Origin of the sequence: Rathayibacter rathayi (assembly GCF_004011095.1) — a bacterium.
Taxonomy (GTDB): domain Bacteria; phylum Actinomycetota; class Actinomycetes; order Actinomycetales; family Microbacteriaceae; genus Rathayibacter; species Rathayibacter rathayi.
Genome location: NZ_CP028129.1, coordinates 583,005 through 609,010, shown reverse-complemented (window position 1 = coordinate 609,010; position 26,006 = coordinate 583,005). Strand labels below are relative to the sequence as shown.

The following is a 26,006-nucleotide window of genomic DNA, read 5'->3' as shown; positions in this document are numbered from 1 at the left end:
GCCGACTGCGGCCGGCGCGGATCCGCGCCGCGCCTCAGGCCCGCGCCGCGATGAGGTCGAGCACCCGCGGGTGCGAGAGCAGCGCGAAGTGCCCGACCACCGAGACCGCAATGTTCTCGTGCGCGCCCGCGAGCCGACTGCCCCTCGGGATGTACTGGTCCCGCATGCCGTAGATCGACGTGATGCGCGCATCGGCCTCCCGCTCAGCGAGCAGCCGGCGGATGAGCGGGCGCTGCGGCGCGAACTCGCGCAGCGCCCGCGCCGGGGCGATCCGGGCGAGCGACGAGCCGTTGAACGGGGTCGAGACGGCGATCATCCGCTCGATCCGCCCTTCCTCGCGGTCGTCGACCACCATCATGTGTTTGCCGATCAGGCCGCCTTTGCTGTGCGCCACGACGACCACGCCGCGCAGATCGTGCTCACGCAGGTAGTCCTGACCGACACCCGCCGAGGCGGTGATCGGCCGGGTGTTGTAGCCGAGCGCGGGCAGCACATGAATGGGGTGCCCCGCTGAGTGCAGCCGCTCCGCGATCGGCCGGAGGAACTGCCACGTCTCGTAGATCCCGGGGATGAGTAGCACCGGGGCGCCGTCACCGGACGCGTACCGCGAGACGTCCCAGCCTTCGCGCAAGTGCACGAAGCGGGAGCCGTAGGCGTAGCGGTAGTCGCGCAGGTACGCGCGCCGAAGGGACGGGGAGCGGCGAGGGCGGGCGGAGTCATGTGCCGTCATGCGCCCGCTCCAGCGCGGCGGCATCGAGCCCGAGGAAGATGCGAGCCGCGCCCATCGGAGTCTCCGTCCTGCGCGAAAGATCTCCGCGGCTCCCTCAGTGTGCCGCGCAGGCACCCGCCCCACGACGGCTCACAGCGGGTTGACGCCGAACGCGGTCGCAAGCTTGTCGATCTTCTTCGCGCGGCCGAGGCGTGGCAGGTCGCTGCCGTCGCGGATCACGCGCCCGCGGGCCTCGAATTCCTCGAGGAAGTCGCGCGCCCAGGCGACATCGGACGGCGTCGGGCTGATGACCTCGTTGATCACGGCGAGCTGCTCGGTGTCGAGGCAAAGCTTGCCGGTGAGGCCCAGCGAGACGGTGAGCGCCGACTGCTCACGCAGGACGGGATGGCTGTTCGAGACGGTCGGTCCATCAATCGGGCCGGGCAGATCGCCGATGCGGGAGGCGACGACCAGGCGCGAGCGCGGGTACGCCATCGCAAGGTCCTCGGCGCTGGTGCCGGTGTCGCGGCGATAGTCGCCGCTGCCGAACGCGAGGCGGAAGGTGCCTCGAGCGCGGGCGATCGAGACCGCCTCCTCGATGCCGAGTGCGGACTCAACCAGAGCGAGCACAGGAGTGGCGCCGCCGAGGCGGTCGAAGGTCTCGGTGACGTGCTCGGCGGCCTCGGTCTTGGCGAGCATGACGCCGGCGAGGCCTGGCAGGCTCTTCAGCGCGTCGACATCGTCGGACCAGAACGGCGTGGAGTGGTCGTTGATGCGGACCCAGGCGCGCTTGTCACCGGTCAGCCACTCGACGACGTCCGCCCGTGCGTCGGGCTTGGCCTTGGGGTCGACCGCGTCCTCGATGTCGAGGACGATCTGGTCGGCGCGGGAGGCATGTGCGTCGTCGAACGTCTCGGTGCGCGTGGCGTTCACCAGCAGCCAGGAGCGCGCGATCTCCGGGGCGACGTCGCGCCCCTTCCGCTTCGCGATAGCGGTGGTGGTGGTCTCGGGCAACGTCACGGTCGGTTCCTCTCGGTGGCGCGGTCCTCGCTCCGCGGGCGCCACCGCTCCGCGACGGCGCCGGGGACAAGGGTAGCGGCTCCCCGTCGTCGGGGCTCCGGGTGCGCTGACCGGGGTGCGGACGCTGCGGCTTTCCTCAGCTGCCCTCCGGGCGCTCCCAGAGGGTGAGCACGACCGTCGGCGCCTGTACCTGCTCGCGGGCGACGAACCCCGCCTCCGCGAGCACATCGTCCGGCTCGCCCTCGGGCTGCACCTGCCCGATCCGATCCTCTCCGGCGAGTGCCGCGCGCGCCCGCCGCCGCCGTGCCCGCCGCCAGGGCGGACGGAGCGCGGACCGCGAGCTCCGATTCTCCGGCGACCGCGATGCAGGCGATAGCCGTGCCAGTCGAAGGGTCGCGACCTCGTCGTTCCAGTGTCGTTCCAGTAGAGAGGGGATCCACGAGCCGACGAGAGTCAGCGCCGTCGCGAGGACGAGGACGGCGCTGGCGGGCAAGGTCCTGATCGCGCGCACCGCGCCAGCGTAGGCGCCGGGCTCAGCCGACGGAGCGCTCAGCGATGCCCTTCGCGTACGCGGCCTGGCCGACATGCTGGCTGTCGTCCTCGATCACCGAGACCAGTCGCACCGCGAGGGTCACCGGCGGATCCCACTGCTCATCGACGACGCGCACGAGATCCTCGTCGCCGAGCGTGTCCAGGTAGGCCAGCGTCCGCTGATGCACGGCGTCGGCGTACTCGGCGAGCAGCGCGGCGGGGACCGCGGCGAGCGCCGCCACCTCCGCGGGCTCCTGCCCGTAGCCAGTCTCGCCGGGTCCGAACGCCAGGCCGGAGCGACCGTGGAATCCGTCGGCGGTCCAGACCTGCTCGTGGCCGGCGAGCGGGGCGAGGTGATCGTCCTGCACCCGGAGGAGATGCCAGACGAGCCAGGCGGGAGAGTTCGAGCGGGCGTCCGCGCGGAATGCGAGCTGCGGAGGGGTGCTGTCGTCGAGGACGGCGTGCACGTTCTCGTGCACCCGGCCGAAGGCGTCGCGGAGGAGATCAAGGGCTGCGCTCATACGGCCAGCCTGCCGCGCGCTCGGCCGCGACGGCACCCCCTCCGCGGGCCTTGGAGGAAGTGCGGAGGCGGGTGCCCGATACTCGGGCCCGTGACCTCTGGATCCTCGAACCTGGCAACGAAGCCGTGGCTGACCTCCTACGCGGAGGGCGTGCCCGCCGAGATCGACCCGCCCACCCAGACCCTCGTCGACCTCCTCGACGACTCGGTCGCCCGGTACCGCCGCGGCACCGCGCTCGAGTTCTTCGGCGCCGAGACCAGCTACGCCGAGCTCGGCGAGCAGGTGGCACGCGCTGCGGAGGGACTACGCCGCCTGGGCGTGCGGGCGGGCGACCGAGTCGCTCTGGTACTGCCCAACTGCCCGGAGCATGTGATCGCCTTCTACGCAGCGCTCCGCCTCGGCGCGATCGTGGTCGAGCACAACCCGCTCTACACTCCGCGCGAACTGCGCCGCCAGTTCGAGGACCACGGTGCCCGATTCGCGGTTGTCTGGGACACGATCGCCGACGTCGTCGCGACAATGCCCGCCGATCTGGGCATCGAACGGGTCGTCTCGGTCGACCTGACGCGCTCCTTCCCGCTCGCCAAGCGCCTGGCGCTGCGACTCCCCCTGCCGGCCGCGCGCCGGTCCCGCGCGAAGCTGACCGCGACTCCCCGCAGCCGCTCCCTGGTGGCCTTCACGTCACTCCTGAAGAACCGCCGCCTTGCGCGCACGCACCCGCGGCCCGCCCTCGGCGACACGGCGCTGCTGCAATACACCAGCGGCACGAGCGGGACCCCGAAGGGCGCGATCCTCTCGCACGCGAACCTCCGCGCCAACGCTCTGCAGGGCCGGGCCTGGGTGCCGGGGCTGCAGGAGGGCCACGAGACGTTCTACGCGGTGCTCCCGCTATTCCACGCCTACGGGCTGACGCTCTGCCTGACCTTCGCGATCAGCATCGGTGCGAAAATCGTGCTGTTCCCGACCTTCGACGTCGACCTCGTGAAGGCCGCCGCGAAGGGGTCGCCGCCCACGTTCCTCCCCGCGGTACCGCCCGTCTACGACGCGCTCGCCCGGGCCTCCGAGCGCAATGAACTCGATGTGCGCGGCATCCGCTTCGCGATCTCGGGAGCGATGAGCCTGCCGGTGGCGACGGTCGACCGGTGGGAGCGCGCGAGCCGAGGACTCTTGGTCGAGGGCTACGGCATGACCGAGAGTTCCCCCGTCGCCCTCGGCAATCCGGTCGGCCCGACCCGCCGACCCGGCACGGTCGGCGTACCGTTCCCGAGCACGACGATCCGCCTCGTCGACCCCGCCAATCCCTCGGTCGACCGCGGCCCCGGCGAATCTGGCGAGCTGCTGCTACACGGCCCGCAGGTGTTCCAGGGCTACTGGAAGCGTCCGGAGGAGACAGCCGAAGCCCTCCTCCCCGGCGGCTGGCTCCGGACCGGCGACATCGCGTCCGTCTCGTCCGACGGTTTCGTGACGATCGTCGACCGGGCGAAGGACCTGATCATCACCGGCGGCTTCAACGTGTCGCCGTCCGAGGTGGAGGGGGTGCTGGAGTCGCACCCCGATGTGGTCCGCGCGGCCGTCGTCGGGCTCCCCCGCGCGGACGGCGGCGAGAGCGTCGCGGCGGCAGTCGTGCTGCGAGCTGGAACGGCCGTAGATCCCGAGGCGCTGCGCGACTTCTGCCGCCTGCACCTCACGCCGTACAAGGTGCCCAAGCGGGTCGTGCCCGTGGAGGAGCTGCCGACGTCGCTGATCGGCAAGGTCTTGCGGCGCAAGGTGCGCGAGAGTCTGCTGGGCTGAGGCGCGCTCGACGGCGGGCCGGTAACGGATCGAGACGGGCGTGGGCTGCGGCCCAGCGGCGAGGGGGACGACATGGCGAGGATCGTGCAGTACGAACGTATCGGCGGGCCCGAGGTGCTCGAGCTGGTCGAGGCGCCGGATCCCGTGGCGGGGCCAGGAGCCGTGGTGGTCGCTGTCCGCGCCGCCGGCGTGAACCCGATCGAGTGGAAGGTGCGCTCCGGACTGCGCCCGGGCCCGGCGTTCGACGGCCCCCGGCGGCTCGGGTCCGACGGCTCCGGAGTGATCTCCGCCGTCGGCCCGGGAGTGCTGGGGTGGCGCGTCGGCGACCGGGTGATCGTCAGCGGCGCGAGTGGAACCTACGCCTCCGCGGTCGCTGTCTCCCCCGACGCACTCGACCCGCTCCCCGAGGGCCTGGGCTTCGAGGAGGCGGCGGCTCTGGGCATACCGGTCTCCACTGCCTACCAGGCTGTCCTCTCGCTCGGAGTCGCGGAGGGGTCAACGTTCGTCGTCCACGCGGGTGCCGGAGCGGTCGGCCGTGCTGCACTCCAGTTCGCCGTCGATCGAGGTGCCCGGGTCATCGCCACGGCGAGCCCGGTGAACCACGAGGCACTGCGCGGGCTCGGAGCGGTGCCGGTCGTCTACGGGCCGGGACTGCTGGAGCGGCTGCGCGCGGCTGCCCCCGAAGGGGTCGACCGCGTGCTCGACGCGGCGGGGACGGACGAGGCACTCGATGCCTCGCTCGCGCTGGTCGCGGACCCGCAGCACATCGGCACGGTCGTGGTCGGCGCACGGGCGGGCGAGCTCGGCATCCGCGCCTGGATGGGCGGGAGCCCTGTGCCGCTAACCGAGGAGGAGCAGCGCCTCCGCCGTGAGGGCGTGCCGCTGGCGGCCCGGCTGGCGAGCGAAGGGCGCTTCTCGGTCGAGATCGGTCCGCGACTCCCCCTCGAGCAGGCCACCGAGGCGCACCGGCTCAGCGAGGACGGGCACGTCCGCGGGAAGATCCTGCTCGTGCCGTGAGCCGGAACCGATCCCGGCGCCGCCCGTCTGCCCTCTTGCCTCCACCGCGCACACCGCGCACACCGTCGAAAAGGAGTCCTCGTGTCCACTGACGACACCACCCCCGTGATCCTGGGGGGAGCCCGCACCCCGTTCACCCGTTTCTCCGGGGCATTCGCGCCCCTGTCGGGTGTCGAGCTCGGCGCCGCCGCCCTCCGCGGGGCTCTCGACCGCTCGGGTGCCTCAGCCGCCGACATCGACGCGGTCGTGCTCGGCCAGGTGATCCAGGCGGGAGCCGGTCAGGGACCGGCCCGACAGGCCGCTGTCCTCGCGGGCCTGAGCTGGGACGTCCCGGCGGTCACGATCAACAAGCTCTGCCTTTCGGGCCTCACCGCGGTGATCGACGCCGCGCGGATGATCCGGCTCGGCGAGGCGCAGGTCGTCGTGGCCGGTGGGCAGGAGTCGATGACGAACGCGCCGCACCTCCTGCTCGCCTCCCGCTCGGGCCTGGGAGTGGGTGCACGTCCGCTGGAGGACGCCCTGCTGCACGACGGCCTCCTCGATCCGTTCGACGGGCGTCTGATGGGACGGGTGACGGACGACGGCACCACCGCGAGGGGCATCCGCCGCGAGCGCCAGGACGCATTCGCCGCGCTGTCGCATCGGCGGGCGGCCAAGGCGCGGGCGACCGGCGTGCTCGCCGAGGAGATCGTGCCGGTCGCGGTACCGCAGCGGCGCGGTGCCGATCTCGTCGTCTCGGCGGACGACGGGATCCGGGAAAATAGCACCGTCGAAACGCTCGCTCGACTGGCCCCCGCATTTTCGCCGGAGGGCACGATCACGGCGGGCAGCTCGTCGCCGATCTCCGATGGAGCTGCCGCTCTGGTAGTGGTTTCGCGCGGCTGGGCCCGTGAGCGCGGGCTGCCGTGGCTCGCGACGATCGCCGAGCACGCCCAGGTCGCCGGGCCGGACAACTCCCTGCACTCGCAGCCGTCGGCCGCGATCCTGCGGGCTCTCGGCAGGCGCGGAGCCGCGGTGACGGATCTCGACCTGATCGAGATCAACGAGGCGTTCGCTTCGGTGGTCCTCCAATCGGCGGACGATCTGGGCGTCGCACCCGAGTCGATCAACCTCGACGGCGGGGCGATCGCGCTCGGCCACCCGGTGGGCGCTTCTGGAGCCCGACTGGCCCTGCACCTGGCGCTCGCGCTGCGCCGCCGAGGCGGTGGGCTGGGAGTCGCCGCACTCTGCGGCGGCGGCGGGCAGGGCGAAGCACTGATCCTCGAGGGTTGACTGCACCGGTCACCGTCCGCGGAGGGCATCAAGCCCCCGTCCTCGGGGGAGGATCGCGGCGCCCAGGAGGGGCAGTGCCGTCATGAGCGCGAGCATCGCCGCCACATCCGTCGCCGCGAGCCGGAGCGCCAGCGGCGACCACGGCAGAAGCACGACCGCCGCGCCCAGTCCGGTAATGACGCCGACGCCCGTGGTGAGGCCTGCCTGCACAGCGAGCATGAGGAGCAGGCGACCGGTCGAGAGGCCGAGGCTGCGGTAGAGCGCGATGTCGGCGCGCTGCGCGAGCCAGGAGGCCGCGAGCCCGAGCGCGCAGAGCAGGGCGCCGAGGAGTGCACCGATCCGGGAGAGGCGCCCCTCGACCTCCGCGTCGAGCGCCCCGATCCCGCCGAGAGCGGGGGCGATCGGGGCGGCAGTCGTCTGGAGGTCGGCCGGGAACCAGGAGGAGGCGAGTGCGCCGACCGCGGCAGCTGCGCCCGGCTCCGCTTCGACGAGGCACTCCTGCACGGTTCGACCTGCCGGGTCGACCACGACCAGCGCCCGATCGGCGAACGGCAGCCGGGGAGAATGGCCGGCGACCTGGTCCACCCAGCTCTGCGCGGCCGGCTCGCCGTCGGCGAGCCCGACGACGAGGCCCGGGCCGAGGAGGCCGGCGCGCTCGGCGAGCAGTCGACCCGCCACCGCTGAAGCGGGCAGGTCGGTTCTGAGGGCGTCGCCCGGCCAGAGGACTCTGGGGAAGCCGGCGGTCACCCGCAGTAGCGAGACCGACGATCCGTCCGCGCCGTGGACGGTGCCCGTCGCGATCGTGCCGCCCGCCGCGACGACTCCCTCGACCCCGCGCAACTCCTCGCACTTCGCTGCCGGGAGTGGCCGGCGCTCCGCCGCGGTGATCGAGACCACCGTCGCGCCGTCGGTGACGAGTGTCGCGGCCTTCGCCTCGAGCGCGCCGATCTCGAGGGAGGTGAGGGACGGCACTAGTAGCCCGGCCAGCAGCGCGGCGGCCGCAGCGAGCAGGCCGGGCCAGGGACGCGCCCGGGCGTTCCGCGCCGCCTCGGTCACGACCGAGCGCGCTCTGAGGCGTCTCACCGCGGTTCACCGCGCTCGAGAACTCCGCCGTCGAGCAACACCGCCCGATCGCAGGCCGCTGCCACGATGGGATCGTGGGTCGCGAGGATCACTGCCGCACCCGTCGCCGCAGCGCCGAGGAGTGCCCGGATGACGAGTCCGCGCGACTGGGGATCGAGCGAGGCTGTCGGCTCGTCCGCGAGGATCACCTCGCTGTGGGCGACCAGCGCGCGCGCCACCGCGATTCGCTGCCGCTCCCCTCCCGACAGCTCGTGCACCGGCCGGTCGCCCAGCCCCGCGACTCCGACCGCGAGCAGCGCACCGTCCGCCTCCGCCTCCGCCTCCCGTCGCCGTGCGCCCCGCGCAAGCGCGCCGAGCGCCGCATTGTCGCGAGCCGTCCGCCGGGCCAGGAGCGGCGTGGACTGGACGATCCAGGCGATCCGCTCCGGCGGCACGGTGCGGACCCGACCGGAATTGGGGCTGACCTGACCGGCGAGCACCGCGAGGAGCGTCGACTTCCCGGCGCCCGAGGGACCGCACAGCGCGACCGCCTCACCGGCGGGTACAGACAGGCTCAGGTCTTGCAGGATCTGGCGGCCGCCGAATCCCACCCGCACGTCGGACGCCTCGATCAGCACCGACGTCTCCCCCGCCGCGGCAGCTCGGGAGGTGGCTGACTCCTCGGTCAGCACGGCGGCGCCCCGGTATCGGCGGCCACCAGAACCTCGTCGCCGCTCGCTACGTCGCCCGAGACGGTCGAACGGCCGAGTGAGCTCGACTCCACAGCGACTTCCCGCCGCTGGGCCGCACCTCCCCCCGTGCGCGCGAGGACGCACGAGCCGTCCGCGCCGAGCGCCGCGCTCGGGACGACCACCGTGCCCGCTGCGACTTCCGTGACCAGGACGCCGTCGGCCCGAGCCCGGTCGTCCGCGACGAGCCGCTGCAGATCGGGGAATCCGGACGCCGCGACACTGCGCCGGTCCTCCGACAACGGCAGCGCCGTGCCGACCATCTCGAGCCGCTCGCTCTCGGCCGCGGTGACCGCCTCCTGCACGCCGGTCGCGCCCCCCTCACCGGCGTCGGCCGTCGTCACCGCGTCCAGGACTGCGGAGGTCACGGCCGGCCGGGTCGTGGCGAGGGACTGCCCGGGCGCCGGTGCGAGCGCGCCGACGTACAGCGCGGAGGTCGCGATCGTCACCTCACTGCTCGGGAGGTACACGAGCCAGGCCGGGTCGAAGCTTTGCAGGTCCGCTGTCCCTGGCACTCTGAGGGAGCGAGCGAACTCTCGGAGCGCGCGGAGCGTGGGCACTGTGAACCGGTCGGAGTCGGGTGCGTCGAGGTCGAATCCGCGCAGCAGCTCGTTGAGGGCCGCAGCGTCGTCCCCCTCGTCGCCGACCCGCAGCTCTGTCGAGAACGGCCGCTCAGAAGCGACCGCCATCCGGTCGATCCCGGCGACCGTCGCGACGATGTCACCGCTGTGCAGTACGGCTCCCGGGCTGACGCTGGTCGCCTCGACCACCCCGCTCCAGGCCGGCGCGTAGAGCTCGGGCGCGGCGGCCCGACTCAGTACCACTCCGACGGTCCTCCGCTTGTGCTCCGCGCCCGGCTGCACCGGAGCCCAGACGTCGACCGGGGGTGCGAGGCCGGCGGACGCCGTGGAGCGCTCGAGCAGCACGTATCCCGCCACCGGCAGCGCGGTCCAGGCCGCCAGTCCGAGCGCGAGCAGAGCACGGCCAGCGATCGCCGAGCCGCGCCGAAGCCGCGCCGACCGATGCCGTTCCCCACCGCTCATGGTCAGTACCCGGCCGTGAGGGAAGGCAGATCCGGATACAGCCGGGCTCCCTCGTGCTGCACGCAGTCGAGCACGGCGTCCCCGTTCTCCTCGCCGACCGACGTCACGAATTCGGCCACGACGTCGGCCTCCGGTGCGGGGTCGAGCCCGCGGGCGCGAAGGCAGGCGGACGTCGCCTCGACCAGGGGCGGATCCATGCTCTGCGGTTGGGACAGTTCGTAGGCCTTGGCCACGCTCGCCCAGTGCACAGCGTTGCACTCGTCGATGTCGGAGAGAGCCGCGGACTGCTCACGGCTGCCGAAGTCGGAGCTGAACTCATAGCGCACCCCGTCGACGGGGCTCACAACGGGCCCCTCGACCGTGACGCCGTGATCGGTCAGACACGCCTCGAGACGGGCGAACGCCTCGTCGTACTCCTGGAAGGTCACGGCGCCGTCCTCGAGTGCGGCCTGCTGCTGGGCGTGACCCGCCTCCCCCTCTTCCTGGGCCAGAGCGCGGATCTGCGCGGCTCCCATCGGCTGGCCCGGTGTCGGCTCGGCGGGTGCGGCGGAGCAGCCCGCGAGTGCGGCCGCGGCGAGGACCGCCGCGACCGCACTCTTCAGTGATCGACTCACGTCGACCGCGCGTATCCGCCGTTGATGGTGTGGTTGCCGTGAACCGTCGATCCCGCAGGCTTGTCCATCGACGTACTCACGTTCGCCACGCTGTAAGCCCAGGGGCCCACCTTCGAATCGGCGATGGGCTGGGCGCCGGCCGTCTTGTTGCCCCAGCAGTAGCCGTCGAACGAGGTGAAGGCATTGGCCCGGTCGTTCCTGGCGTCGCTGCGGTAGTAGTAGGTGCCGGAGTTGCAGCCGCCGCCCGGCTGGACCTGCGACTGACCGGACCCGTAGGCGAGGGCCGGCGCGGCCGTTATTCCTGTGATGAGAGCCGCCGCGGCGACCCCCAGGAGCGCTGCTCTCCGTGTGTGTCGGGACATGATCCTCCTTTCGTGGAGCGGGACCGTCCCGCTCCTGAGTGGGACGACCCGACGTTAGCTCGCGTTTGCATACCAGTATGGCATAAGGTCACCCGAATCGACCCGAACTGCACAAAAAGGCCACAAACCCGCCCTGTGGAGGAGCATTTGCCACCCCGGCTCGGCCTCGGGAGCCCGCCGGTACCTCCGGCTACGCTCGCGGAATGAGCATCCTGAGCGCCGAGGGCCTCGCCTTCGTCACCGAGCGCCACCTGGCCACCCTCTCCACCCCTGGCCGCCAGGGCCGTCTGCACGTAGTCGCCGTCGGCTTCACCTACGAGGACGGCGTCGTCCGCGTCATCACCTCCCGCGAGAGCCAGAAGGTGCTGAATGTGCGGCGCGGCGGTACCGCGACCGTCAGCCAGGTCGATGGCATCCGCTGGCTGAGCCTGGGCGGCGCCGCGACGATCGAGGAGGAGCCGGACGCCGTGCAGCACGCCGTCGAGCTCTACTCCCGTCGGTACCGCACGCCACAGCCCAACCCCCTCCGCGTCGCGATCCGCATCGACGTCGACTTCGCCCTCGCCTCCGCCGGGCTCCGCGCGGAGTAGCAGGATGACCCAGGGCGACGCTCTGGGCGGAGGCGGCGCCGTCTCCTCCCTCCGCACCTACCGCTACGTGCGCCTCTCGCTGGTCGCGGCCGTGGTGTTCCTCGCGACCGGCCTCGCGTGGCAGCTCGCCACCGGGGGCCCGCTGCGCTCGATCAGCGCCTCGTACTACACGCCGGTCCGCTCGGTCTTCACGGGTGCGCTCTTCGCCGTCGGGGTCGCGCTGGTCGTCCTCGCCGGGAGGAGCGTGCGGCGCTTCCTCCTGCTGCTGGCGGGAATGACGGCGCCCGTGATCGCTCTGGTGCCGGTGCCGCTCGCCTCAGAAGAGCTGCGGCGCCTGCTCGGTACCGCCTGCCCGGGCGGCGCGGCGGCGTGCCTCCCCGACCAGGCCGTCAAGGAGGTCACCGCGTCCCTGCCCGCCTACCTGATTACCGCCGCCGCTGTCCTGCTGACCTCGGTGATCCTGCTCGCCCTTGATCGGGTCCTGGACCGCTGGGCGCTCGCCCGCACCGGGATCGCGGCCGCTCTCCTGATCATGCTGGCCGGATGGAGCACCTTCCCGTCCTTCTTGCGCTTCGGCCACTACGCCGCCGCCGGACTCTTCTTCCTCCTGATCGCCGTCACCGCCGGCGTGCACGCCGTCGCTGTGCGCGAAGAAGGGGCCTTCGGACCGGGCACGCCCCGCTTCTACTCCCGCTGCTACGCCGCCCTCGCGGTGCTGATCGCCGCAGTCGACGCCGCCCTAGTCCTCCTGCTGCTCACGGGCCGCGGCGCCGCCCTGCTGGGCGAGCAGTGGCTCCTGTTGGGTGAGGCCGTCGCACTCGCCCTCTTCGGCGCCTTCTGGGTGCTCCAGACCCTAGAGAACTGGGACCGCCCCGACGCGCTACTGCGCGCGAGGCGCTGAAGGGACCGCAGGAGGAGGCAGTCCCCGCGGACCTCCTTTTACTCGCCTCACCGCGTCAGCGTGATCGACGGGCTCCGACCGTCGTTGCCGGCGGCGTCGTAGGCGTGCGCGACCAGGGTGTAGCGACCGTCCGGGTATGTCCAGGACGCCAGGGTCAGACGCCACGACCCATCACTGGCCTTCGTCGCATCGCCCACCTTCGTCGCACCGCTCCAGAAGCTCAGGCGAGTCGTGCCGACGGCATCCTTCGAGGAGGCGATGAGCGTGACCGAGCCGCGCACCGTTGTACCGCTGGTCGGAGCCGTGATCGCGACCACCGGAGCGGTCGTGTCGCGCGCGGGAGTCGGGCTGGGGCTCGGCGTCGGACGCTCGCCGAGGTCCCAGGCACCCCAGAGCACGTCGGCGATCAGCGCCTGGCCCGCCACATTGGGGTGGAACCAGTCGACAGTCGTCGAGAGCTTGTCGAGCCCAACGGGTGTCGCTGACAACGCTCCGCCATCCCACACGCAGCGGTTCGACGTCACTGAGCACGCCGCCGCGAGACTGCTGTTGAACTGTGACGATCGCTCGGCTGCGGCCGCGACCGAGGCCGAGTACGCCGTGCCCGTGAGCGCCACACCAGTCTCGGCGTCGACACCTCTCGTGGCGCTACAGACGCCGGCTTGGGCCCATACCAGCGCTCCGGGAGTCGGCTTCACAACTTTCCACTCGGCCGCCACGTTGGGCAGTGAGGAGACGAGCACGGTCGCTGTCGGCCACGCTGCCGAGAGTGAGCGCATGATCCCCGTGGCGGAGGAGGCGAAACTTGCCGCGGACGTCATCGCGTACCCGTCAGCGGCGCTCGCCTCGAGCGTCAGCGAGCAGACGTCGTTCCCGCCGATCAGAAGGGTGACGACGTCGGGCTGCTCACCCGCCGCGACCGCCGCGGAGATCCGCGACGTCACTCCGCTGATGAGGCTGCCCGACTTCGCGTAGTTCGCTGTCTGCACGGCCGTCGTCGAATCCGCTGCCTCCAGTCTGGTCGCGATTGACCTGACTGCGCTCGCAGATCCCGTCGCCCACGAGTTCTCCGCGCAGTCGCGGTTGGTCCCGCAGGTCGTCGCGGCCCGCGTAATCGAGTCGCCCAGCGCGAGTATTGTGCGCGTCTGCGTCGCCTGTGTGGGCTGAGCGATGACGAGACTGCCGAGCAGCGCCAGCGCTACCACGCCGACCCCGACCATCCATCGTCCTGATCGTCCTGGTGTCTTCCCCATGTCCATGCCGTTCCCGAATGTCGTAAGAGAGCAAACGCGAGCCGAAAGGACCGCGAGCGCCGAGCGTAAGTTCGGCGCTCGGCCCGTCGAGCGCCGCGGAGAACGGCTCCCGCCCAGCGGACCCCGTACGGGGGACTCCGGGCGCGATCCAGGATGAGAACGCGCCAGAACTGCGGGAACGAACCTCCACCAGCATCACCGAGACGCTCAGCCCGTTACCCGCGCCGATCAGCAGCACGCGGTCGCCGACCGACAGCACCTTCCTGTCAACGAGGTCGGGCAGCGCCAGAATCTGATCGCTGACGCCCGTGTGCCCGATCGAGCGTCCGTACTCCCAGCAGTTGGCCTTGGCGAGACCGCCGAAGACGTCTTCGTACAGACTTGCGCTGACACCCCTGCCCACATTCGAGTAGACAACAAAACGCGCCGGCCGCTCGAGAAGGGGAAATCGAGCCAGGAGGCGTGAACGCAAAGATCCGAGAGCCTGCGCAAAGACGGACCGGATCCTGTCATCGCCGTACTGACGACGATACGCACGCTTAGCCGACTCACGTCGTAGAGCGCGTCGGTTGACGCCGATTAATCGGTGGTGTCGAGCACCGATAGGTCCGAGGGTCCCGCGCTTTTCGCGCGCTTCTTCGGACTCCGGAGACAGGCAACGATGGCGAGCGATATCGCGCACGAGACGCTTCCCGTGTACAGAATGGGCTCGTAGCTCGTAGCCGCCGACGTGGTCGTGCAGGACGGCGCCGACCTGGCTGCTCAGTGCGGCGCCGACCTGATGGACGGCCCAGAGCACCCCGAGCAGCAGACCGCGGACTCGCGCGGGGTAGGACTCGACGATCCACACCGTTGTCGCAACGACGGTCATCAGGTAACTCGATCCGAAGACGACTCCGAAGAAGTGGACCACCACGTCGTTGGGACCGACGGCGAGCAGAAGAACCGCCGAGCCACGAAGCAGATAAGCGGCAAGCAGGATGCCTCGAACGAACCCGCGATCGCAGAGAAGGCCGGCAATGAAGGCACCGATGATCTCCGTCGATCCGATGAGAATCATCGCGCTGGACATCGCCGTCGAGGTCACGCCGTGATCGGCCATATCGGGCATGAGGTGAACATTGATGAAGGCCATCGTGGCACCGCAGGCCATGAAGGCGAGCGCGAGCGGAGCGAACGGCACGCTCAGCGCCGCCGTCATTCCGCGGACGCGACTGTGTTGTGAGTCCGCAACTGAGCGCGACGCCGGTTCGACGACGCGAACGGTGAAGGAAAGCGGGAGGAACACGACGACGAAGACGCCCCCAGGGCGAGCATCACGGATTGCCATGTCGTGACGCTCTCCAGCCAGATCCACAACGGAACGAGAAGGATGAAGCCGAGGGCGGTCCCATTTGTCAGGAGAGCGTAGAAAAACCCTCGCCGCTCGGGAGGGAACGCACGATCGGCGAGCACACCGATCGGGATGTACGAGAGCGACGCGTAGCCGATCGCGCCCAGCGTTCCGTACAGCACCGCGAGAAGCACAAAGTTCTGCGCGAAGGACAGGGAGACGAACATCCCGGCCGACACGACCAGGCCGCTCCGAAGGACCACCAGCGGACCGAGCGTGTCCGAGAGCACACCGACGATCGGCGAGGCCACCGCGATGGTGAGGGCGAACATCGTCGTCGCCAGTGCGAACGCACCTCGGGGCTCGCCGTACGACTCGGCCATCGGCTCGAAGGAGACCTGCACGGTGTTCTTCACCGACGATCCCATCACGGAGATGAGGACCGCGACGCCTGTGATCCAGAAGGATCGATCGCGCGAGCCGACCACTGGGAGGACTTTCTGTGGTGACTTCCGACATGCGAACCTCCAGACCTCCAGCGGGAATCGGATCGGAATCAGACGATCCCGGGGCGGTCGAGGGCCTTCTCCTGGCCGACGTACAGCGACCCTCTCCGACAACCCGACGGACACTCGCATCCGCAGGAGGGTGTCACGGAGCGACTGTCACCCGTGTGCTGCTCAGCGTCGTCGAGGCGCCCGGGCCGAGATCGTCGGTCGAGTGGACACCTCGTGATCCGCGAGGAGGCACGGCGCACCACCACGACGCCGGGCCTGCCAACCTTGTGGCCAGGCAGACGTCGATATCGTTGAGCGCTCCTCACCGAGACCGCTGTCCATGAATCGCCGGCACTCGGCCTTCCGCTGATCGCTGGCAGACCGTGATCGGAGTTAGTCCTACTCCGGTGCACCGGGCCGCGCGAAAACCCCACTCTCGGTGTGCTTTCGAGGGGCGAGCACCTCCGTACGAGTCACGGTGACCTCTGCGCTCGGCATGGTGACGGAGACCGGTCCGACCAGCTCGACTCGGCCAGGAATCGTCGGAGTCGTGAGTCATCGTCGACGAAGGTTACTTTCTGCGCCGCCAGATCATTCGGAGTGGATGCGGCGTTACCGCCCTTGGCTGACGTCAGAAGAATGCGGAGACTACCCTCGGCCAAGAGGAACGCAATGCCACCCCGCGTCCCACTGACCACGAGAGCGGTCAGGCCCTACTTCTTCGGCCCTACAGCCGGGAGATCGGTGATGCGGTAGCGCGCTCGCCGCGAGGCGTCAACATAGGGGCGGAAGGCCGCCCGGAGTTTCTGTCGGTTTCTCGGAGAGAGGTCAATCTCGTAGACGTCGTCGTCGATCGAGAACTGCACCGTCGAGCCGTCGGGTGCGAGCACGCCGTCGAGATCATCAACAAGGGTCACTTTAATTGCCACTCCCCCAGTGTGCGCTAATGACGGGGCTGGACACAATTGGCCACGGCACACGCCGCCCCGCGCGCCAAGCGAGCATCGCGACCGGCTCAGCGGCGAGGATGGCCCTCTTCACCCTTCGGGAGGTCCAGTTCCCACGGATGCCCGGCTGAGAGCCCGATACGGTCGAACACCGCCTGTGCTCGCACGGCGGGCGACAGGCGACAGGCCAGAAACGCAGAAGACCCGCTCAGAAGAGCGGGCCTCGCACCGAAGATCCTTCGGCGATCGCTGATGCGGATGGTGCGAAGAACAACATCGTGCAAAGAAAACACTGTGGTGGATCCGAGGGGATTCGAACCCCTGACCTCTTCATTGCGAACGAAGCGCGCTACCAACTGCGCCACGGACCCGTGCCTCCCAGGCCGTCACCGGCCCGAACAACTCGACCACAGTAGCACGGCCGAGCCGGCACTCCGCGTCCGCGTCAGGCCCCACGCCTGCGCTGCAACGCCTGGTCGAGGTCGATCGCGTCGACACCGTCGACGACGCCCATCGAGGCGAAGCGGGAGGAGGGACGGGGGGTTTCCGAAACCGACGCGGCGACCCGCGAGGCACGCAGCGGGGCCACCTCGGGCGCGGTCGCGGCGGCGCGCTGGGCGAGCTCCGCCTCCGCCGCCGCCGTCCGCAGCCGCTCGACGGCGTCGATCGAGGCCATCGCCGAAGCGGCGACCGTGCCGCGGGAGAGGTAGAGCGGCTTCGGCAGCGGTCGCGGCGTCCAGCTCGCGCGGTCCTCGCCGACCTCCTCGGGGGCCGTCTCCGCCTCTTCCGCGGCGAGTTCGGCCTCGAAGACCTCGGCGCGGCGCCGCTGGGTCGCGGCGGCTGTCGGCGCGACCGCGGCCGGAGCGGCGGTACGGCGGCGACCGGGCGCCAGCAGGATCAGCGTGCCAAGGCCCGCGACCAGCAGGAGGAGCCCGACGAGCGGCACCACCCCCGTGCCGCCGAACGGCAGCATCACGAGCCCGACCAGCACCGCGACGACGCCGACCAGCACGGTCAACGCAGCCCCCTGACGCCAGCGCAGGGCCGAAGGCCCCCACCGTGTGCTCCGCCGTGCGCTCGCGACCGCCCGTCGCAGCGCCTCGCGCGCTGCCTTCTCCGCCTGTGCCAGCTCCATCGCCTGTGCCTTCTCTTCGGCTCGTCGTCGTGTCTCGGTCACCCGGAGCCGGCGCTGCTGCAGCGCGACCTCTCGGGCCGTCGCCTCCGCACGCACATGCTCGGGCACTTCCGCGGTCTCGGCGAGGATTCGCAGCGTCTGCTGCAGCCTCACCGCGTTGCGCTCGGTCGCGTTGTACGACCGCCGGCGCATCCATGTGGGGATCAGGTAGGCGACCCACAGAACAGCGGCGAGCGCCCAGACGACGCCCCCACCCAGCCAGTCGCTACTCATGCGGACAACGCTAGGAGTCCCGGGCACTCCCGTCCGTCATTACGGGTAGGTGTGTCCGTGCGAGTCACGGATCAGGCGGGGCCCGGTCGGGGGGACACCGGCGCCGTCGGAGGGTCCAGAGAGGCCGGAGCGACGCGACGCGCGCAGGTCGGCGTCACTCGGCACACCGACGTCGGACGGGACCTGCCCGTCCAAGAAGCGGCGGAGCACACCGCGCGGCACCTCCTCCGCCACCAGCGCGAAGCAGAAGTGGTCGCGCCAGTCGCCATTGATGTGGATGAAGCGGCGCCGCAGGCCCTCATAGCGGAAGCCGAGCTTTTCGACCACGCGCAGACTCGGCCGGTTCTCGGGGCGGATGCAGATCTCGATCCGGTGCAGGCCCAGGTCGAGGAAGGCGTGGTCGGCCGCGAGAGCCACGGCGAGCGGAGTGATGCCGCGGCCGGCGAAGCGCTCGGACACCCAGTAGCCGATCGAGCCGGACGACAGCGAGCCGTAACCGATGCTCGAGATGTTGAGCTGCCCGGCGAGCTCGCCGTCCCAGTCGATCAGGAACGGCACTCCCCCACCGGCGCGCGCGTTCTGTTGCAGCGAGCGGATGGTGGCACGCACGTCGAACGCGGCACCGCCGCGCGGGTCGGACGCCTCCCACTGGCGCAGCCACGACCGGTTCGCGATCAGCTCGCGCTCCAGGGGGCGGGCGTCGCGCACGCGGATCGGGCGGACGGTGACACGACCCTCGGTGAGCGTCGGGATCGGGAGCGGCATGATGCGACCCTACTGCTCCGCCGCGCCGCAGGAGGGGACTGGGCTCTGCGGCCGCCCGCGCTCTCGCCGGACGCAGGAACGGACGGGATCCCCGGCCGCAGCAGAGGGTCCCGTCCGTTCGACGCGGCGGACGATCCGGGGCTCAGAGTCCGGCGACGAAGTCCTTCAGCCACGGCTTGAGGTCGGTGCCGAGGTCCTCACGATCGGAGGCGAGCTGCACGATCGCCTTGATGTAGTCGAGCTTGTCGCCGGTGTCGTAACGGCGGCCGCGGAACACCACGCCGTAAACCCCGCCGAACTCGGCCGGGTCCTGAGCCATCCGCTCCAGCGCGTCGGTCAGCTGGATCTCGCCACCCTTGCCCGGGGCGGTGTGCTCGAGCACACCGAACACGTCGGGCTTGAGTACGTAGCGACCGATAATCGCGAGGTTGGAGGGTGCGTCCTGCTTCGAGGGCTTCTCGACCAGGCCCGTGATCCGCACCACGTCATCGTCGTCGGTCGCCTCGATCGCGGCGCATCCGTAGAGGTGGATCTGGTCGGGGTCGACCTCGAGCAGCGCGACGACCGTGGTGTCGCGGCTCTCGGCGACCTCGATCATGCGCGAGAGCAGCGGATCGCGGGCGTCGATCAGGTCATCGCCGAGAAGGACGGCGAAGGGCTCGTCGCCGATGTGGCGCTGCGCACGGGCGACCGCGTGGCCCAGACCCTTGGGCTCGCCCTGGCGGACGAAGTGGACGTCGGCGAGGTCGCTGGCGTACTTAACGTGCTCGAGCTTCTTGTCGTCCTTCTTCTTCGACAGGGTGTGCTCGAGCTCGGGCACCGAGTCGAAGTGGTTGGCGAGCGCGTTCTTGTTGCGCCCGATGATGACGAGCACGTCTTGAAGACCGGCGTCCGCCGCCTCCTCGACCACGTACTGGATCGCCGGCTTGTCGACGACCGGCAGCATCTCCTTGGGGATGGCCTTGGTCGCCGGCAGGAAGCGAGTGCCGAGACCGGCGGCGGGGATGACGGCTTTGCGGATTCGAGTGCCCATGGGGCGTCATCTTAGCGGCGGTGGAAGTCGCGCGAGTTTCGCGCCAGAACCGGCGTCAGAGGGCGCCGAACCCCCGTTCCGGGGCAATTCGGGACGAGCGTCCCTCAGCGCTCCGCGCGCGAGGCCGAAGGCCGGTTCTAGAATGAGCGCATGCCGGTCGACATCACGCACGAGAAGCGGGCGCTACGCGCCGAGCTCCGCGAGCGCCGCCGCACGCAGACCTCAACCGCCCGCGAGCAGGCTGCTGAGCAGATCACCACCCACCTGATCGAGCTGGCCACCCGTCTCGGAACCCGCTCACTCGCCTGCTACCTTTCCACGGCAGACGAGCCGAGCACTCGCCCGTTCCTGGGCTGGGCCGAGAGCCACGGCATTCGCGTCCTCTTCCCGATCTCGCGCCAGGACGGCCTGCTCGACTGGGCCGTCGGCGACGGACACACCGAGACGCAGGGCCTGTTCGGCATGCCGGAGCCGGTCGGACAGCTGCTCGGACCGATCGCGATCAACGACGTCGACCTCATCGTGGTCCCGGCCGCCACCGTCGACCGGCAGGGAATGCGGATGGGCTGGGGCCGCGGCTACTTCGATAAGACGCTGGGCTCGATGGAAAAGTGCCCGCCCGTCTACGCTGTCGTCTTCGACAGCGAGTTCGTCGAGCGGGTGCCCAGCGAGGTCCACGACCAGGCCGTCGACGGAGTCGTCACTCCCTCCGGCGTCGTCGACCTGCGCCACTGACCCGTCCCCCTCTCCCCCACCCGCCTCTGAGGAGCCCCTGTGCCCACCTACTCCTATCGCTGCACGCAGTGCGGCAACGCCTTCGACATCCAGCAAAAATTCACCGACGACAGCCTCACCGAGTGCCCGAGCTGCCAGGGGGCGCTGCGCAAGGTGTTCAGCGCGGTCGGCGTGACCTTCAACGGCTCGGGCTTTTACCGCACAGACTCACGCTCGGGCGGGACGTCGGGCGACGGCGGCTCGGGATCGTCGGGATCCGAGTCGTCGGGATCGGGGACGTCGGGATCGGGGACGTCCGGATCCGGGGCGTCCGGATCGGGGACGTCCGGATCCGGGTCGTCGGGCTCCGGGACGTCCGACTCGTCGTCCGGCTCCTCCGGCTCCGGCTCCTCGGGCTCGGGCTCCTCCGGCTCCGGATCGTCCGCGTCGTCGTCCTCGGGTTCCTCCTCCTCCGGAGTCTGACCCGTCGCCCACCACCACCCGCCGAAACGGAACGACCATGATCAACGGCTTTAAAGAGTTCATCCTCCGCGGTAACGTCATCGACCTGGCTGTCGCCGTGGTCATCGGTGCGGCCTTCACCGCGATCGTGAATGCGATCGTCACGGGGATCTTCAACCCCCTGATCGGCATCATCTTCGACGCCACCTCACTCGACGCCCTCACCTGGACCATCCGCCCGGGCGCGAACGGCGACGACCCGACCGTCATCTCCTACGGAGCCGTCATCTCGGCCCTGATCCAATTCGTGATCGTCGCATTCGTGCTTTACTGTGCGATCGTCCTGCCGATCAACCACCTCAAGAACGCCGCGTTCGCCACAAAGGCCGCCGACCCTGCTGCCACCGATGCCCAGGCACCGACCGAGCTCGAACTCCTCGCCGACATCCGCGACCTGCTCGCCAAGAACAGCGCGGGGTGAGCTGTCCTGTCGCCTTCCGCCGAGCGGGCCGAGCGGGCCGGGAGGGTCAGTAGTGCGGGGGGACGTCCTGGCGCAGGCGGACATCGTTTGGGCCGCTGTCGGGGAGCGCAGAGGGCGCGTCGGGGTCAGCGACCGGAGCGTCGTGCGGGGACGGGTCGGTGCCGGGCTTCGCGGGGAGCGTCGCCCGACGGCCGCCGCGAGTGCGCCGCAGCGGCCGGTCCTCGCCCGCGGGGGCATCCGGATCCGGCGCCACGGTCAGTCGCGCGGCAGCGGCTCGACGGGCTGCGTCTCGCCCGACGCAGGAGCAGGAGCAAGAGCACCGCGAGCGGTGGCGGACGCCTCCCCCTCCGTCGCGCCGATCAGCCCGGCCACCCGCGCGGCCACCGCCTCGGGGTCGGCGAACAGCTCGAAGTTGTGCACCCGCAGGTAGTGCCAGCCCAGCCGGCGCAGCAGCTCCGGGCGCAGGCGCAGCGACACCCGCAGGCTCTGCGTGCTCACATCGCGATCGGTCTCGACCACCACGGCCCGCGTCCCGTGCGCGGCGACCAACGCCAGCTTGCCCTTGTGCCCGATGTTCACCCGCAGACCGCGGCGCTCCAGGCGCGCGGCGAGATCCACCAGCATCGGCTCGGAGTAGTCATCGCGGTCGCTCGGCTGGACGCGGTCCTCCGCCTCCTGCAGCACCTGTGCGAGCGCGACCATGCCGTAGCGCATCCGCGACTCGTCGATGTCTCCGGGGCGGAAGCACGAGACGATGTCCATCGACCGACGCGCGCGGGTCATCCCGACGGCCAGCAAGCGCTCTCCACCCGGCTCCGCGAGGGCGCCGAAGTTTGAGAGCAAGCGGCCGTGCGGTGTGCGGCCGTAGCCGATCGAGAAGATGACGCGGTCGCGGCTCTGAGCGACCGACTGCTCCAGTGTCACCACGGCGAACGGCTCGGGCCGATCACCGAGGATGAAGTCACTGAGGTCGGTGCGCTTGGCGAACGCGGTGAGCACCGCCTGCTGCACCCGCACCGCGTGGCGGGGGCTCGCCGTGATCACCATCAACGACTCCCTGGGGCGGATCACGGCGTGCTCGAGAACCAGCTCGACCACCTTCGCGACCTCGGCGTCGACCGACTCGACGGCTCCGGAATCGTTCTCGGGCATGCCGTGGCCGCTCGCGATGTAGTGGAAGCGCAGCGAGTCGTGTCCGAGGAACGACCCTGCCCAGGGGAGCGAGTCGAGGCGCCCGCCGTAGAAGCGGCGGTTGACCAGCTCGGCCAGGTCCTCGCCCCCCGCGCGGTAGCTACGTGTCAGCGTGACGGTGTTCAACAGCTCGCCGAGGCGGGCGAGCGCCGACTGGGCGTGCAGCGCCTCCACGTCGGTCCGCGACGCGGTGGAGCCGAACTCCGGCGTCTCGTCGACGCGCAGGCCGAAGGGAGTCGGGGTCTGCGTCACCGGGTCGCCGAACGCGACGACCTGCTTGGCTCGACGGATCGCTCCGACGTTCTCGGCCAGCGTGGTCGCGCCCGCGTCAACGAGGAAGACCGCGTCGAAGGTCGTCTCGGTGCCGATGCGGTGCACCTCGTACGGCGAGGCGAGCCAAGCCGGGGCGAGCACGCGCGAGAGGTGCGGCGCCGCCTTCTGCAGCTCCTGCGGCGTCGTCGACTCGGTGCGCAGCAGCGCCCGGAGTGCGTCGCGCTCCTGCGGCCAGTCGACGAGCCCGATCTTCCACGTCTCCGAGAGCTTCCAGGCGAGCAGTTCCGCGCTGGAGGCGGCGTGCGCCTCGTCGACGAGCTTGAAGTCGGCCTCGAGGCGGTCAAGCACGCTGGTGTTGCCGCCGAGCAGCGCGCGCTCGTCGGTCAACATGATCTCGAGCGCCGACCGCCACCAGGCGAGGTCGAGTTCCCCGGCGACCAGCTCGGCCGGTACGTGGCGGCGCGAAAGGTCGCTGAGCAGCGGATCCAGGCCCCAGTCGCGCAGAGTCGCCAGGAGTGTCGTGCGCTCCTGGAGGTTGGCGAGCACCTCGCTGTCCTCGGCGAGGCCGGACACCATCGACGCCAGCTCCGCGAGCGGGAGGGAGGCGAGCTGGAGGTTGGTGCCGCGACGGCCGAGCGGCTCGTCGAGGCGGCTCAACTGATCGGTGACCGCCTGGTAGGCGACCTGTACGTCGGCGACGCCGACCGGAACTTCTGGGATCGTGCCGGCGACCGCGTAGCGCTGCCACAGCGTCCGCTGCTGCTGCACCCGGCGCAGTGCCGCATTGAGATCGGTCACATGCGCGCCCGGGCGCAGGTACTCGCGGGCGAGCTTCTTCAACCGCCGCCGATTGGTCGCGGACATCTCGGTGGCCTCGCGGCGCGGGGAGGTGGCGACGATGAGGTCGTGGATCGAGCGGTCGAAGACGGCCGGCTGGAATTTGTCGAGAGTGTCGCGGACGTCCTGCAGCAGACGCAGGTAGATGCCGAGCTCGGCGACCGACTCAAACGGGCGCATCCGGGTCTGGCCGATGACGTCCTGACCGCGGTCGAGGAGGCGCGGCAGGTCGCGCAGGTGCAGCCGCTTGGCCAGCTCGTGCGCGATCTCGGCGTCGGCGGTGGAGCCGAACTGCGCGCCGTACCAGGGCGAGTCACCCGGGCCGTACCGGAACTCGCCCAGGCGCGCGGACTCGATCAGCATCCGCGTCGCCTCGGGACGGCTGTGTGCGAGGGCGGTGACGCAGCGGCGGTCGAGGCGGGCGGCGGTCGAGGGAGGCGTGCGCAGCTGCGAGAGGCGAGCCAGCTCCTCGAGGGCCTGCAGGGCGGAGACACCGAAGCTCTCGTCGCGGCGGGAGAACGCACCGCGGTAATCGAGCAGCACCTTCCGCAGGCGCAGCAACGCATCATCAATCTCGCTGACCGAGGGGCGCGCGGCCTTCTCGTTGCGGCCGATCGACTGGATGAGGTCGCGGCGGAGCGTGCGCGGACCCACGGCGATGCCGCCCAGGCCCGCCGAGAGTAGACGCTGGTGGATGCTGTCCAGGCTCGACCGCCGGGCGCTGACGACGAGCACGCGCCTGTGCTGTGCCGCCAGGGCGCCGATGGCGTTGACGATCGTCTGGGTGCCGCCCGTGCCGGGGAGAGTCTTTACGACGAGGGAGTTGCCGGCCGCGATGTTCGCGATCACCTGCTCCTGCTCGGCGTCGGCGTCGAGGAGGAGAGTGTCGGTGGCCGGCGGCCGCTCGTCCTGCGGGATGATCGACGCCACCTTCTGCGACTGCTGCAGGGCGCGCTTGGCGGCCGGATTGCCGGCGACCGCGTCCAGCACCGGGTGCTCGAGCATCCGAGCGTCGCGGAGCATGTCGCCCGCGACGTCCGCGAAGCTCGACACCACGAGGCGGGGGTGCACGGCGAACCAGGGCAGGTGCGAGGTCAGTCCACGGAGCTGGTCGATGACCGGCTGCGGCTTGAAGACACCGTTCTGCACGGCGAGTTCGACGAACTGCTCCGGATCGATGGTGATGCCGAACTGCTGCCTGAGGGCACGCGCCAGCTGCGGGTTGAAGAAGGGCTGGCCCTTGAGCTTGAGTTCAAAGTCGCGGCCGTAGCGACGGATCGCGAGCGGACGCAACAGCACGGGAGCGGTGAACTCCGTGTCGCCGGCGCGCCACTGGGCGAGGCCGATCGCAAGGTGGACACCCTCGATGCCGCGGACCGAACGCAGCTCGATTCCCTTGTCGGTGATTGCTCCGGCCGCGTTCTTGGCCGTGCGCAGAGCGAGTTCGTCGCGGATGAGCGAGGAGAGCAGCGTGGTCTTCCCCGAGATGAACGGGGGTAGCCCACCGGGGTGAGTGGTCGAGAGTTCGATGCGGGTGGGGGGCGAGTCGACGAAGTGCAGCAGGGGCGACGGACCGCCCACCCGGGCGAGCTCGTCGCGCCACGACTGCCAGACCGGATCGGCCACGTTGCCGCCCTGGTAACCGGCCTCGCCGCTCGTCAGCTGGAGGGGAGATGTGGCCGTCGGGGGGAGCTGATGCGCGGACGCCTCCCCCTGGTCACCGGACTCGGGTGAGGTCGCCACCGGTCCGGCTCCTGGAGAATTGTCGACTCGTTGCACACGCATACCCTAAACCGGGGACCTCTGAAAGGTCGCAGCGACGCGGGTCGGTGGCGGGCTTAGGAGGGCCAGTCGGCGAGCGGCAGGACGGTCTCGACGTGCCGCTCGTCGCCGACCACGCGGATCCGGCTGCTCACCCGGTCGTGCCCACAGGCGACGGCGACCGCCGTCATGACCAGCGCCGCGTGGTCGCGGGTGAGGTGGCCGAAGGCGCTGCGCAGGTCGACGGCGCGGCCGGTCGCGAGCGATACCGCGATGCGCGCGACCGCCTCTTCCGAGAGGTCGAGGAGGCAGGCCTGTTCCGCGAGGAGCGCGAAGTCGATCCGGGGCGCTGCGGCGGTGGCCGGACCACGGGACCACGGGTACTCGGGGCGGAGGCAGCCGGCGCGCATGAGGAGCTGCTCGGCCGCCTGTAGGCCAGGACCGGCGAGGATGGGGCTCACGCTGCGAACCGCACGGCGCGGCGAGCGGCGACGCGAGACGAGACCGACACGCCGGCCGCGAGCAGGCAGGCGACGCCGGCGATCAGGGGGGTGAGCCAGCCGAGGAGGCTCACCTCATCGACGTCGGCGCCGAAGTACTGCCAGTGCGCGATCGCGAAGACGAAAAGAGAGAAGAAGCAGAGTGCGATGCCCGTGAGCGCCGCCACCAGGTCGGCGGAGCGGACGAGCGGCTCGCTCTCGGCCTCGGCGATCGGCGTGGGATCGGGATCGGGATGGGCGGGGGCGGCGGCAGGGATCTGCTCGAGGGTCGCGGTGGCGGTGTGCTGCGTCATAACCCGATGGAACCAGCCCCGAGCCGTCCTCGGCATCCATCGCTGGCATGACGTCACGAGCCGAACGGATGGTGGC

General features: G+C 70.7%; 26 protein-coding genes, 1 tRNA gene and 1 pseudogene. 8 read left to right on the top strand and 20 right to left on the bottom strand.

The window, feature by feature from the left end; all coding sequences use genetic code 11:
* Positions 1 to 34 precede the first annotated feature (34 nt).
* The 3 genes from C1O28_RS03105 to C1O28_RS03095 all read right to left on the bottom strand — a co-directional run bounded on the left by C1O28_RS03105 (position 35) and on the right by C1O28_RS03095 (position 2,781).
* Complete coding sequence (locus C1O28_RS03105) at positions 35 to 730, bottom strand: esterase/lipase family protein (protein ID WP_097166637.1); 696 nt, start codon at positions 728 to 730, stop codon at positions 35 to 37.
* A gap of 129 nt (positions 731 to 859) precedes the next feature.
* Positions 860 to 1,723 (bottom strand): HpcH/HpaI aldolase/citrate lyase family protein, encoded by an 864-nt coding sequence (locus C1O28_RS03100; protein WP_237398041.1) that lies wholly within the window; start codon positions 1,721 to 1,723, stop codon positions 860 to 862.
* 539 nt (positions 1,724 to 2,262) lie between these two features.
* The gene (locus C1O28_RS03095; protein WP_097166639.1) at positions 2,263 to 2,781 is read right to left on the bottom strand and encodes a mycothiol transferase; all 519 of its coding nucleotides are present in this window, start codon (positions 2,779 to 2,781) and stop codon (positions 2,263 to 2,265) included.
* Positions 2,782 to 2,871: 90 nt separating this feature from the next.
* Between C1O28_RS03095 and C1O28_RS03090 the strand changes: the two genes are divergently transcribed.
* The 3 genes from C1O28_RS03090 to C1O28_RS03080 all read left to right on the top strand — a co-directional run bounded on the left by C1O28_RS03090 (position 2,872) and on the right by C1O28_RS03080 (position 6,861).
* Positions 2,872 to 4,572, top strand: a complete 1,701-nt coding sequence (locus C1O28_RS03090; protein ID WP_097166640.1) for a long-chain-fatty-acid--CoA ligase — start codon at positions 2,872 to 2,874, stop codon at positions 4,570 to 4,572.
* A 72-nt stretch (positions 4,573 to 4,644) separates the two neighbouring features.
* A complete protein-coding gene (locus C1O28_RS03085; protein ID WP_097166641.1) occupies positions 4,645 to 5,589 on the top strand; it encodes an NADP-dependent oxidoreductase in 945 nt (314 codons plus the stop codon).
* Between the two features lie 81 nt (positions 5,590 to 5,670).
* Positions 5,671 to 6,861: an acetyl-CoA C-acyltransferase gene (locus C1O28_RS03080; RefSeq protein WP_207759885.1), complete on the top strand. Its 1,191-nt coding sequence runs from the start codon at positions 5,671 to 5,673 to the stop codon at positions 6,859 to 6,861.
* 9 nt (positions 6,862 to 6,870) lie between these two features.
* Here C1O28_RS03080 and C1O28_RS03075 read toward each other — a convergent pair whose 3' ends face one another.
* From C1O28_RS03075 to C1O28_RS03055, 5 genes are read right to left on the bottom strand one after another with little or no spacing between them, the layout of a single operon-like run.
* Positions 6,871 to 7,944, bottom strand: a complete 1,074-nt coding sequence (locus C1O28_RS03075; RefSeq protein ID WP_097166642.1) for an ABC transporter permease family protein — start codon at positions 7,942 to 7,944, stop codon at positions 6,871 to 6,873.
* Positions 7,941 to 8,615 (bottom strand): ABC transporter ATP-binding protein, encoded by a 675-nt coding sequence (locus C1O28_RS03070; RefSeq protein WP_202129471.1) that lies wholly within the window; start codon positions 8,613 to 8,615, stop codon positions 7,941 to 7,943. Before C1O28_RS03070 ends, C1O28_RS03075 begins: the two co-directional genes overlap by 4 nt.
* Positions 8,609 to 9,715 (bottom strand): hypothetical protein, encoded by a 1,107-nt coding sequence (locus C1O28_RS03065; RefSeq protein ID WP_097166643.1) that lies wholly within the window; start codon positions 9,713 to 9,715, stop codon positions 8,609 to 8,611. Before C1O28_RS03065 ends, C1O28_RS03070 begins: the two co-directional genes overlap by 7 nt.
* A 2-nt stretch (positions 9,716 to 9,717) precedes the next feature.
* On the bottom strand, positions 9,718 to 10,329 hold the full coding sequence (locus C1O28_RS03060) for a hypothetical protein (protein ID WP_097166644.1): 612 nt from the start codon (positions 10,327 to 10,329) through the stop codon (positions 9,718 to 9,720).
* The gene (locus tag C1O28_RS03055) at positions 10,326 to 10,691 is read right to left on the bottom strand and encodes a hypothetical protein (RefSeq protein WP_097166645.1); all 366 of its coding nucleotides are present in this window, start codon (positions 10,689 to 10,691) and stop codon (positions 10,326 to 10,328) included. The genes C1O28_RS03060 and C1O28_RS03055 overlap by 4 nt, the downstream gene beginning before the upstream one ends.
* Before the next feature lie 203 nt (positions 10,692 to 10,894).
* Between C1O28_RS03055 and C1O28_RS03050 the strand changes: the two genes are divergently transcribed.
* Both C1O28_RS03050 and C1O28_RS03045 read left to right on the top strand, forming a co-directional pair.
* Entirely contained in the window at positions 10,895 to 11,281 is a 387-nt protein-coding gene (locus C1O28_RS03050) for a pyridoxamine 5'-phosphate oxidase family protein (RefSeq protein WP_097166646.1), read from the top strand.
* A 4-nt stretch (positions 11,282 to 11,285) separates the two neighbouring features.
* Positions 11,286 to 12,182 carry a hypothetical protein gene (locus C1O28_RS03045; RefSeq protein WP_097166647.1) on the top strand — a complete coding sequence of 299 codons (897 nt, stop codon included), beginning with the start codon at positions 11,286 to 11,288 and terminating at the stop codon, positions 12,180 to 12,182.
* Between the two features lie 47 nt (positions 12,183 to 12,229).
* Here C1O28_RS03045 and C1O28_RS03040 read toward each other — a convergent pair whose 3' ends face one another.
* The 8 genes and pseudogenes from C1O28_RS03040 to galU all read right to left on the bottom strand — a co-directional run bounded on the left by C1O28_RS03040 (position 12,230) and on the right by galU (position 19,418).
* Positions 12,230 to 13,402 (bottom strand): SGNH/GDSL hydrolase family protein, encoded by a 1,173-nt coding sequence (locus C1O28_RS03040; protein WP_165770568.1) that lies wholly within the window; start codon positions 13,400 to 13,402, stop codon positions 12,230 to 12,232.
* A 229-nt stretch (positions 13,403 to 13,631) separates the two neighbouring features.
* Positions 13,632 to 14,636: pseudogene (locus C1O28_RS15530) on the bottom strand (MFS transporter); the annotation flags it as partial.
* The gene (locus C1O28_RS03030; RefSeq protein ID WP_258058664.1) at positions 14,633 to 15,196 is read right to left on the bottom strand and encodes an MFS transporter; all 564 of its coding nucleotides are present in this window, start codon (positions 15,194 to 15,196) and stop codon (positions 14,633 to 14,635) included. The pseudogene C1O28_RS15530 and the gene C1O28_RS03030, both read right to left, overlap by 4 nt.
* A 782-nt stretch (positions 15,197 to 15,978) precedes the next feature.
* A complete protein-coding gene (locus C1O28_RS03025) occupies positions 15,979 to 16,194 on the bottom strand; it encodes an Lsr2 dimerization domain-containing protein (RefSeq protein WP_160487512.1) in 216 nt (71 codons plus the stop codon).
* 313 nt (positions 16,195 to 16,507) lie between these two features.
* Positions 16,508 to 16,583 (bottom strand) — tRNA-Ala (locus tag C1O28_RS03020).
* A 74-nt stretch (positions 16,584 to 16,657) separates the two neighbouring features.
* On the bottom strand, positions 16,658 to 17,620 hold the full coding sequence (locus tag C1O28_RS03015) for a hypothetical protein (protein WP_097166652.1): 963 nt from the start codon (positions 17,618 to 17,620) through the stop codon (positions 16,658 to 16,660).
* 39 nt (positions 17,621 to 17,659) lie between these two features.
* Positions 17,660 to 18,385: a GNAT family N-acetyltransferase gene (locus tag C1O28_RS03010; RefSeq protein WP_097166653.1), complete on the bottom strand. Its 726-nt coding sequence runs from the start codon at positions 18,383 to 18,385 to the stop codon at positions 17,660 to 17,662.
* Positions 18,386 to 18,527: 142 nt separating this feature from the next.
* Entirely contained in the window at positions 18,528 to 19,418 is an 891-nt protein-coding gene (gene galU / locus C1O28_RS03005; RefSeq protein WP_097166654.1) for a UTP--glucose-1-phosphate uridylyltransferase GalU, read from the bottom strand.
* 150 nt (positions 19,419 to 19,568) lie between these two features.
* Between galU and C1O28_RS03000 the strand changes: the two genes are divergently transcribed.
* From C1O28_RS03000 to mscL, 3 genes are read left to right on the top strand one after another with little or no spacing between them, the layout of a single operon-like run.
* Positions 19,569 to 20,153, top strand: coding sequence for a 5-formyltetrahydrofolate cyclo-ligase (locus C1O28_RS03000; protein ID WP_097166655.1), 585 nt, complete (start codon positions 19,569 to 19,571; stop codon positions 20,151 to 20,153).
* Positions 20,154 to 20,192: 39 nt separating this feature from the next.
* Positions 20,193 to 20,615 (top strand): FmdB family zinc ribbon protein, encoded by a 423-nt coding sequence (locus C1O28_RS02995; RefSeq protein WP_097166656.1) that lies wholly within the window; start codon positions 20,193 to 20,195, stop codon positions 20,613 to 20,615.
* 37 nt (positions 20,616 to 20,652) lie between these two features.
* Entirely contained in the window at positions 20,653 to 21,075 is a 423-nt protein-coding gene (mscL, locus tag C1O28_RS02990; RefSeq protein WP_181024688.1) for a large conductance mechanosensitive channel protein MscL, read from the top strand.
* A 46-nt stretch (positions 21,076 to 21,121) separates the two neighbouring features.
* Here the strand turns inward: mscL and C1O28_RS02985 are convergent, their stop codons facing one another.
* Genes C1O28_RS02985 through C1O28_RS02970 form a run of 4 tightly spaced genes read right to left on the bottom strand, consistent with a single transcriptional unit; the run spans position 21,122 to position 25,930 of the window.
* Positions 21,122 to 21,328 (bottom strand): hypothetical protein, encoded by a 207-nt coding sequence (locus tag C1O28_RS02985; protein WP_097166657.1) that lies wholly within the window; start codon positions 21,326 to 21,328, stop codon positions 21,122 to 21,124.
* A 2-nt stretch (positions 21,329 to 21,330) separates the two neighbouring features.
* Positions 21,331 to 25,161 carry a DEAD/DEAH box helicase gene (locus C1O28_RS02980; RefSeq protein WP_419866648.1) on the bottom strand — a complete coding sequence of 1,277 codons (3,831 nt, stop codon included), beginning with the start codon at positions 25,159 to 25,161 and terminating at the stop codon, positions 21,331 to 21,333.
* Between the two features lie 53 nt (positions 25,162 to 25,214).
* Complete coding sequence (locus C1O28_RS02975; protein ID WP_127821426.1) at positions 25,215 to 25,598, bottom strand: hypothetical protein; 384 nt, start codon at positions 25,596 to 25,598, stop codon at positions 25,215 to 25,217.
* Positions 25,595 to 25,930: a hypothetical protein gene (locus tag C1O28_RS02970; protein WP_097166659.1), complete on the bottom strand. Its 336-nt coding sequence runs from the start codon at positions 25,928 to 25,930 to the stop codon at positions 25,595 to 25,597. Before C1O28_RS02970 ends, C1O28_RS02975 begins: the two co-directional genes overlap by 4 nt.
* Positions 25,931 to 26,006 lie beyond the last annotated feature (76 nt).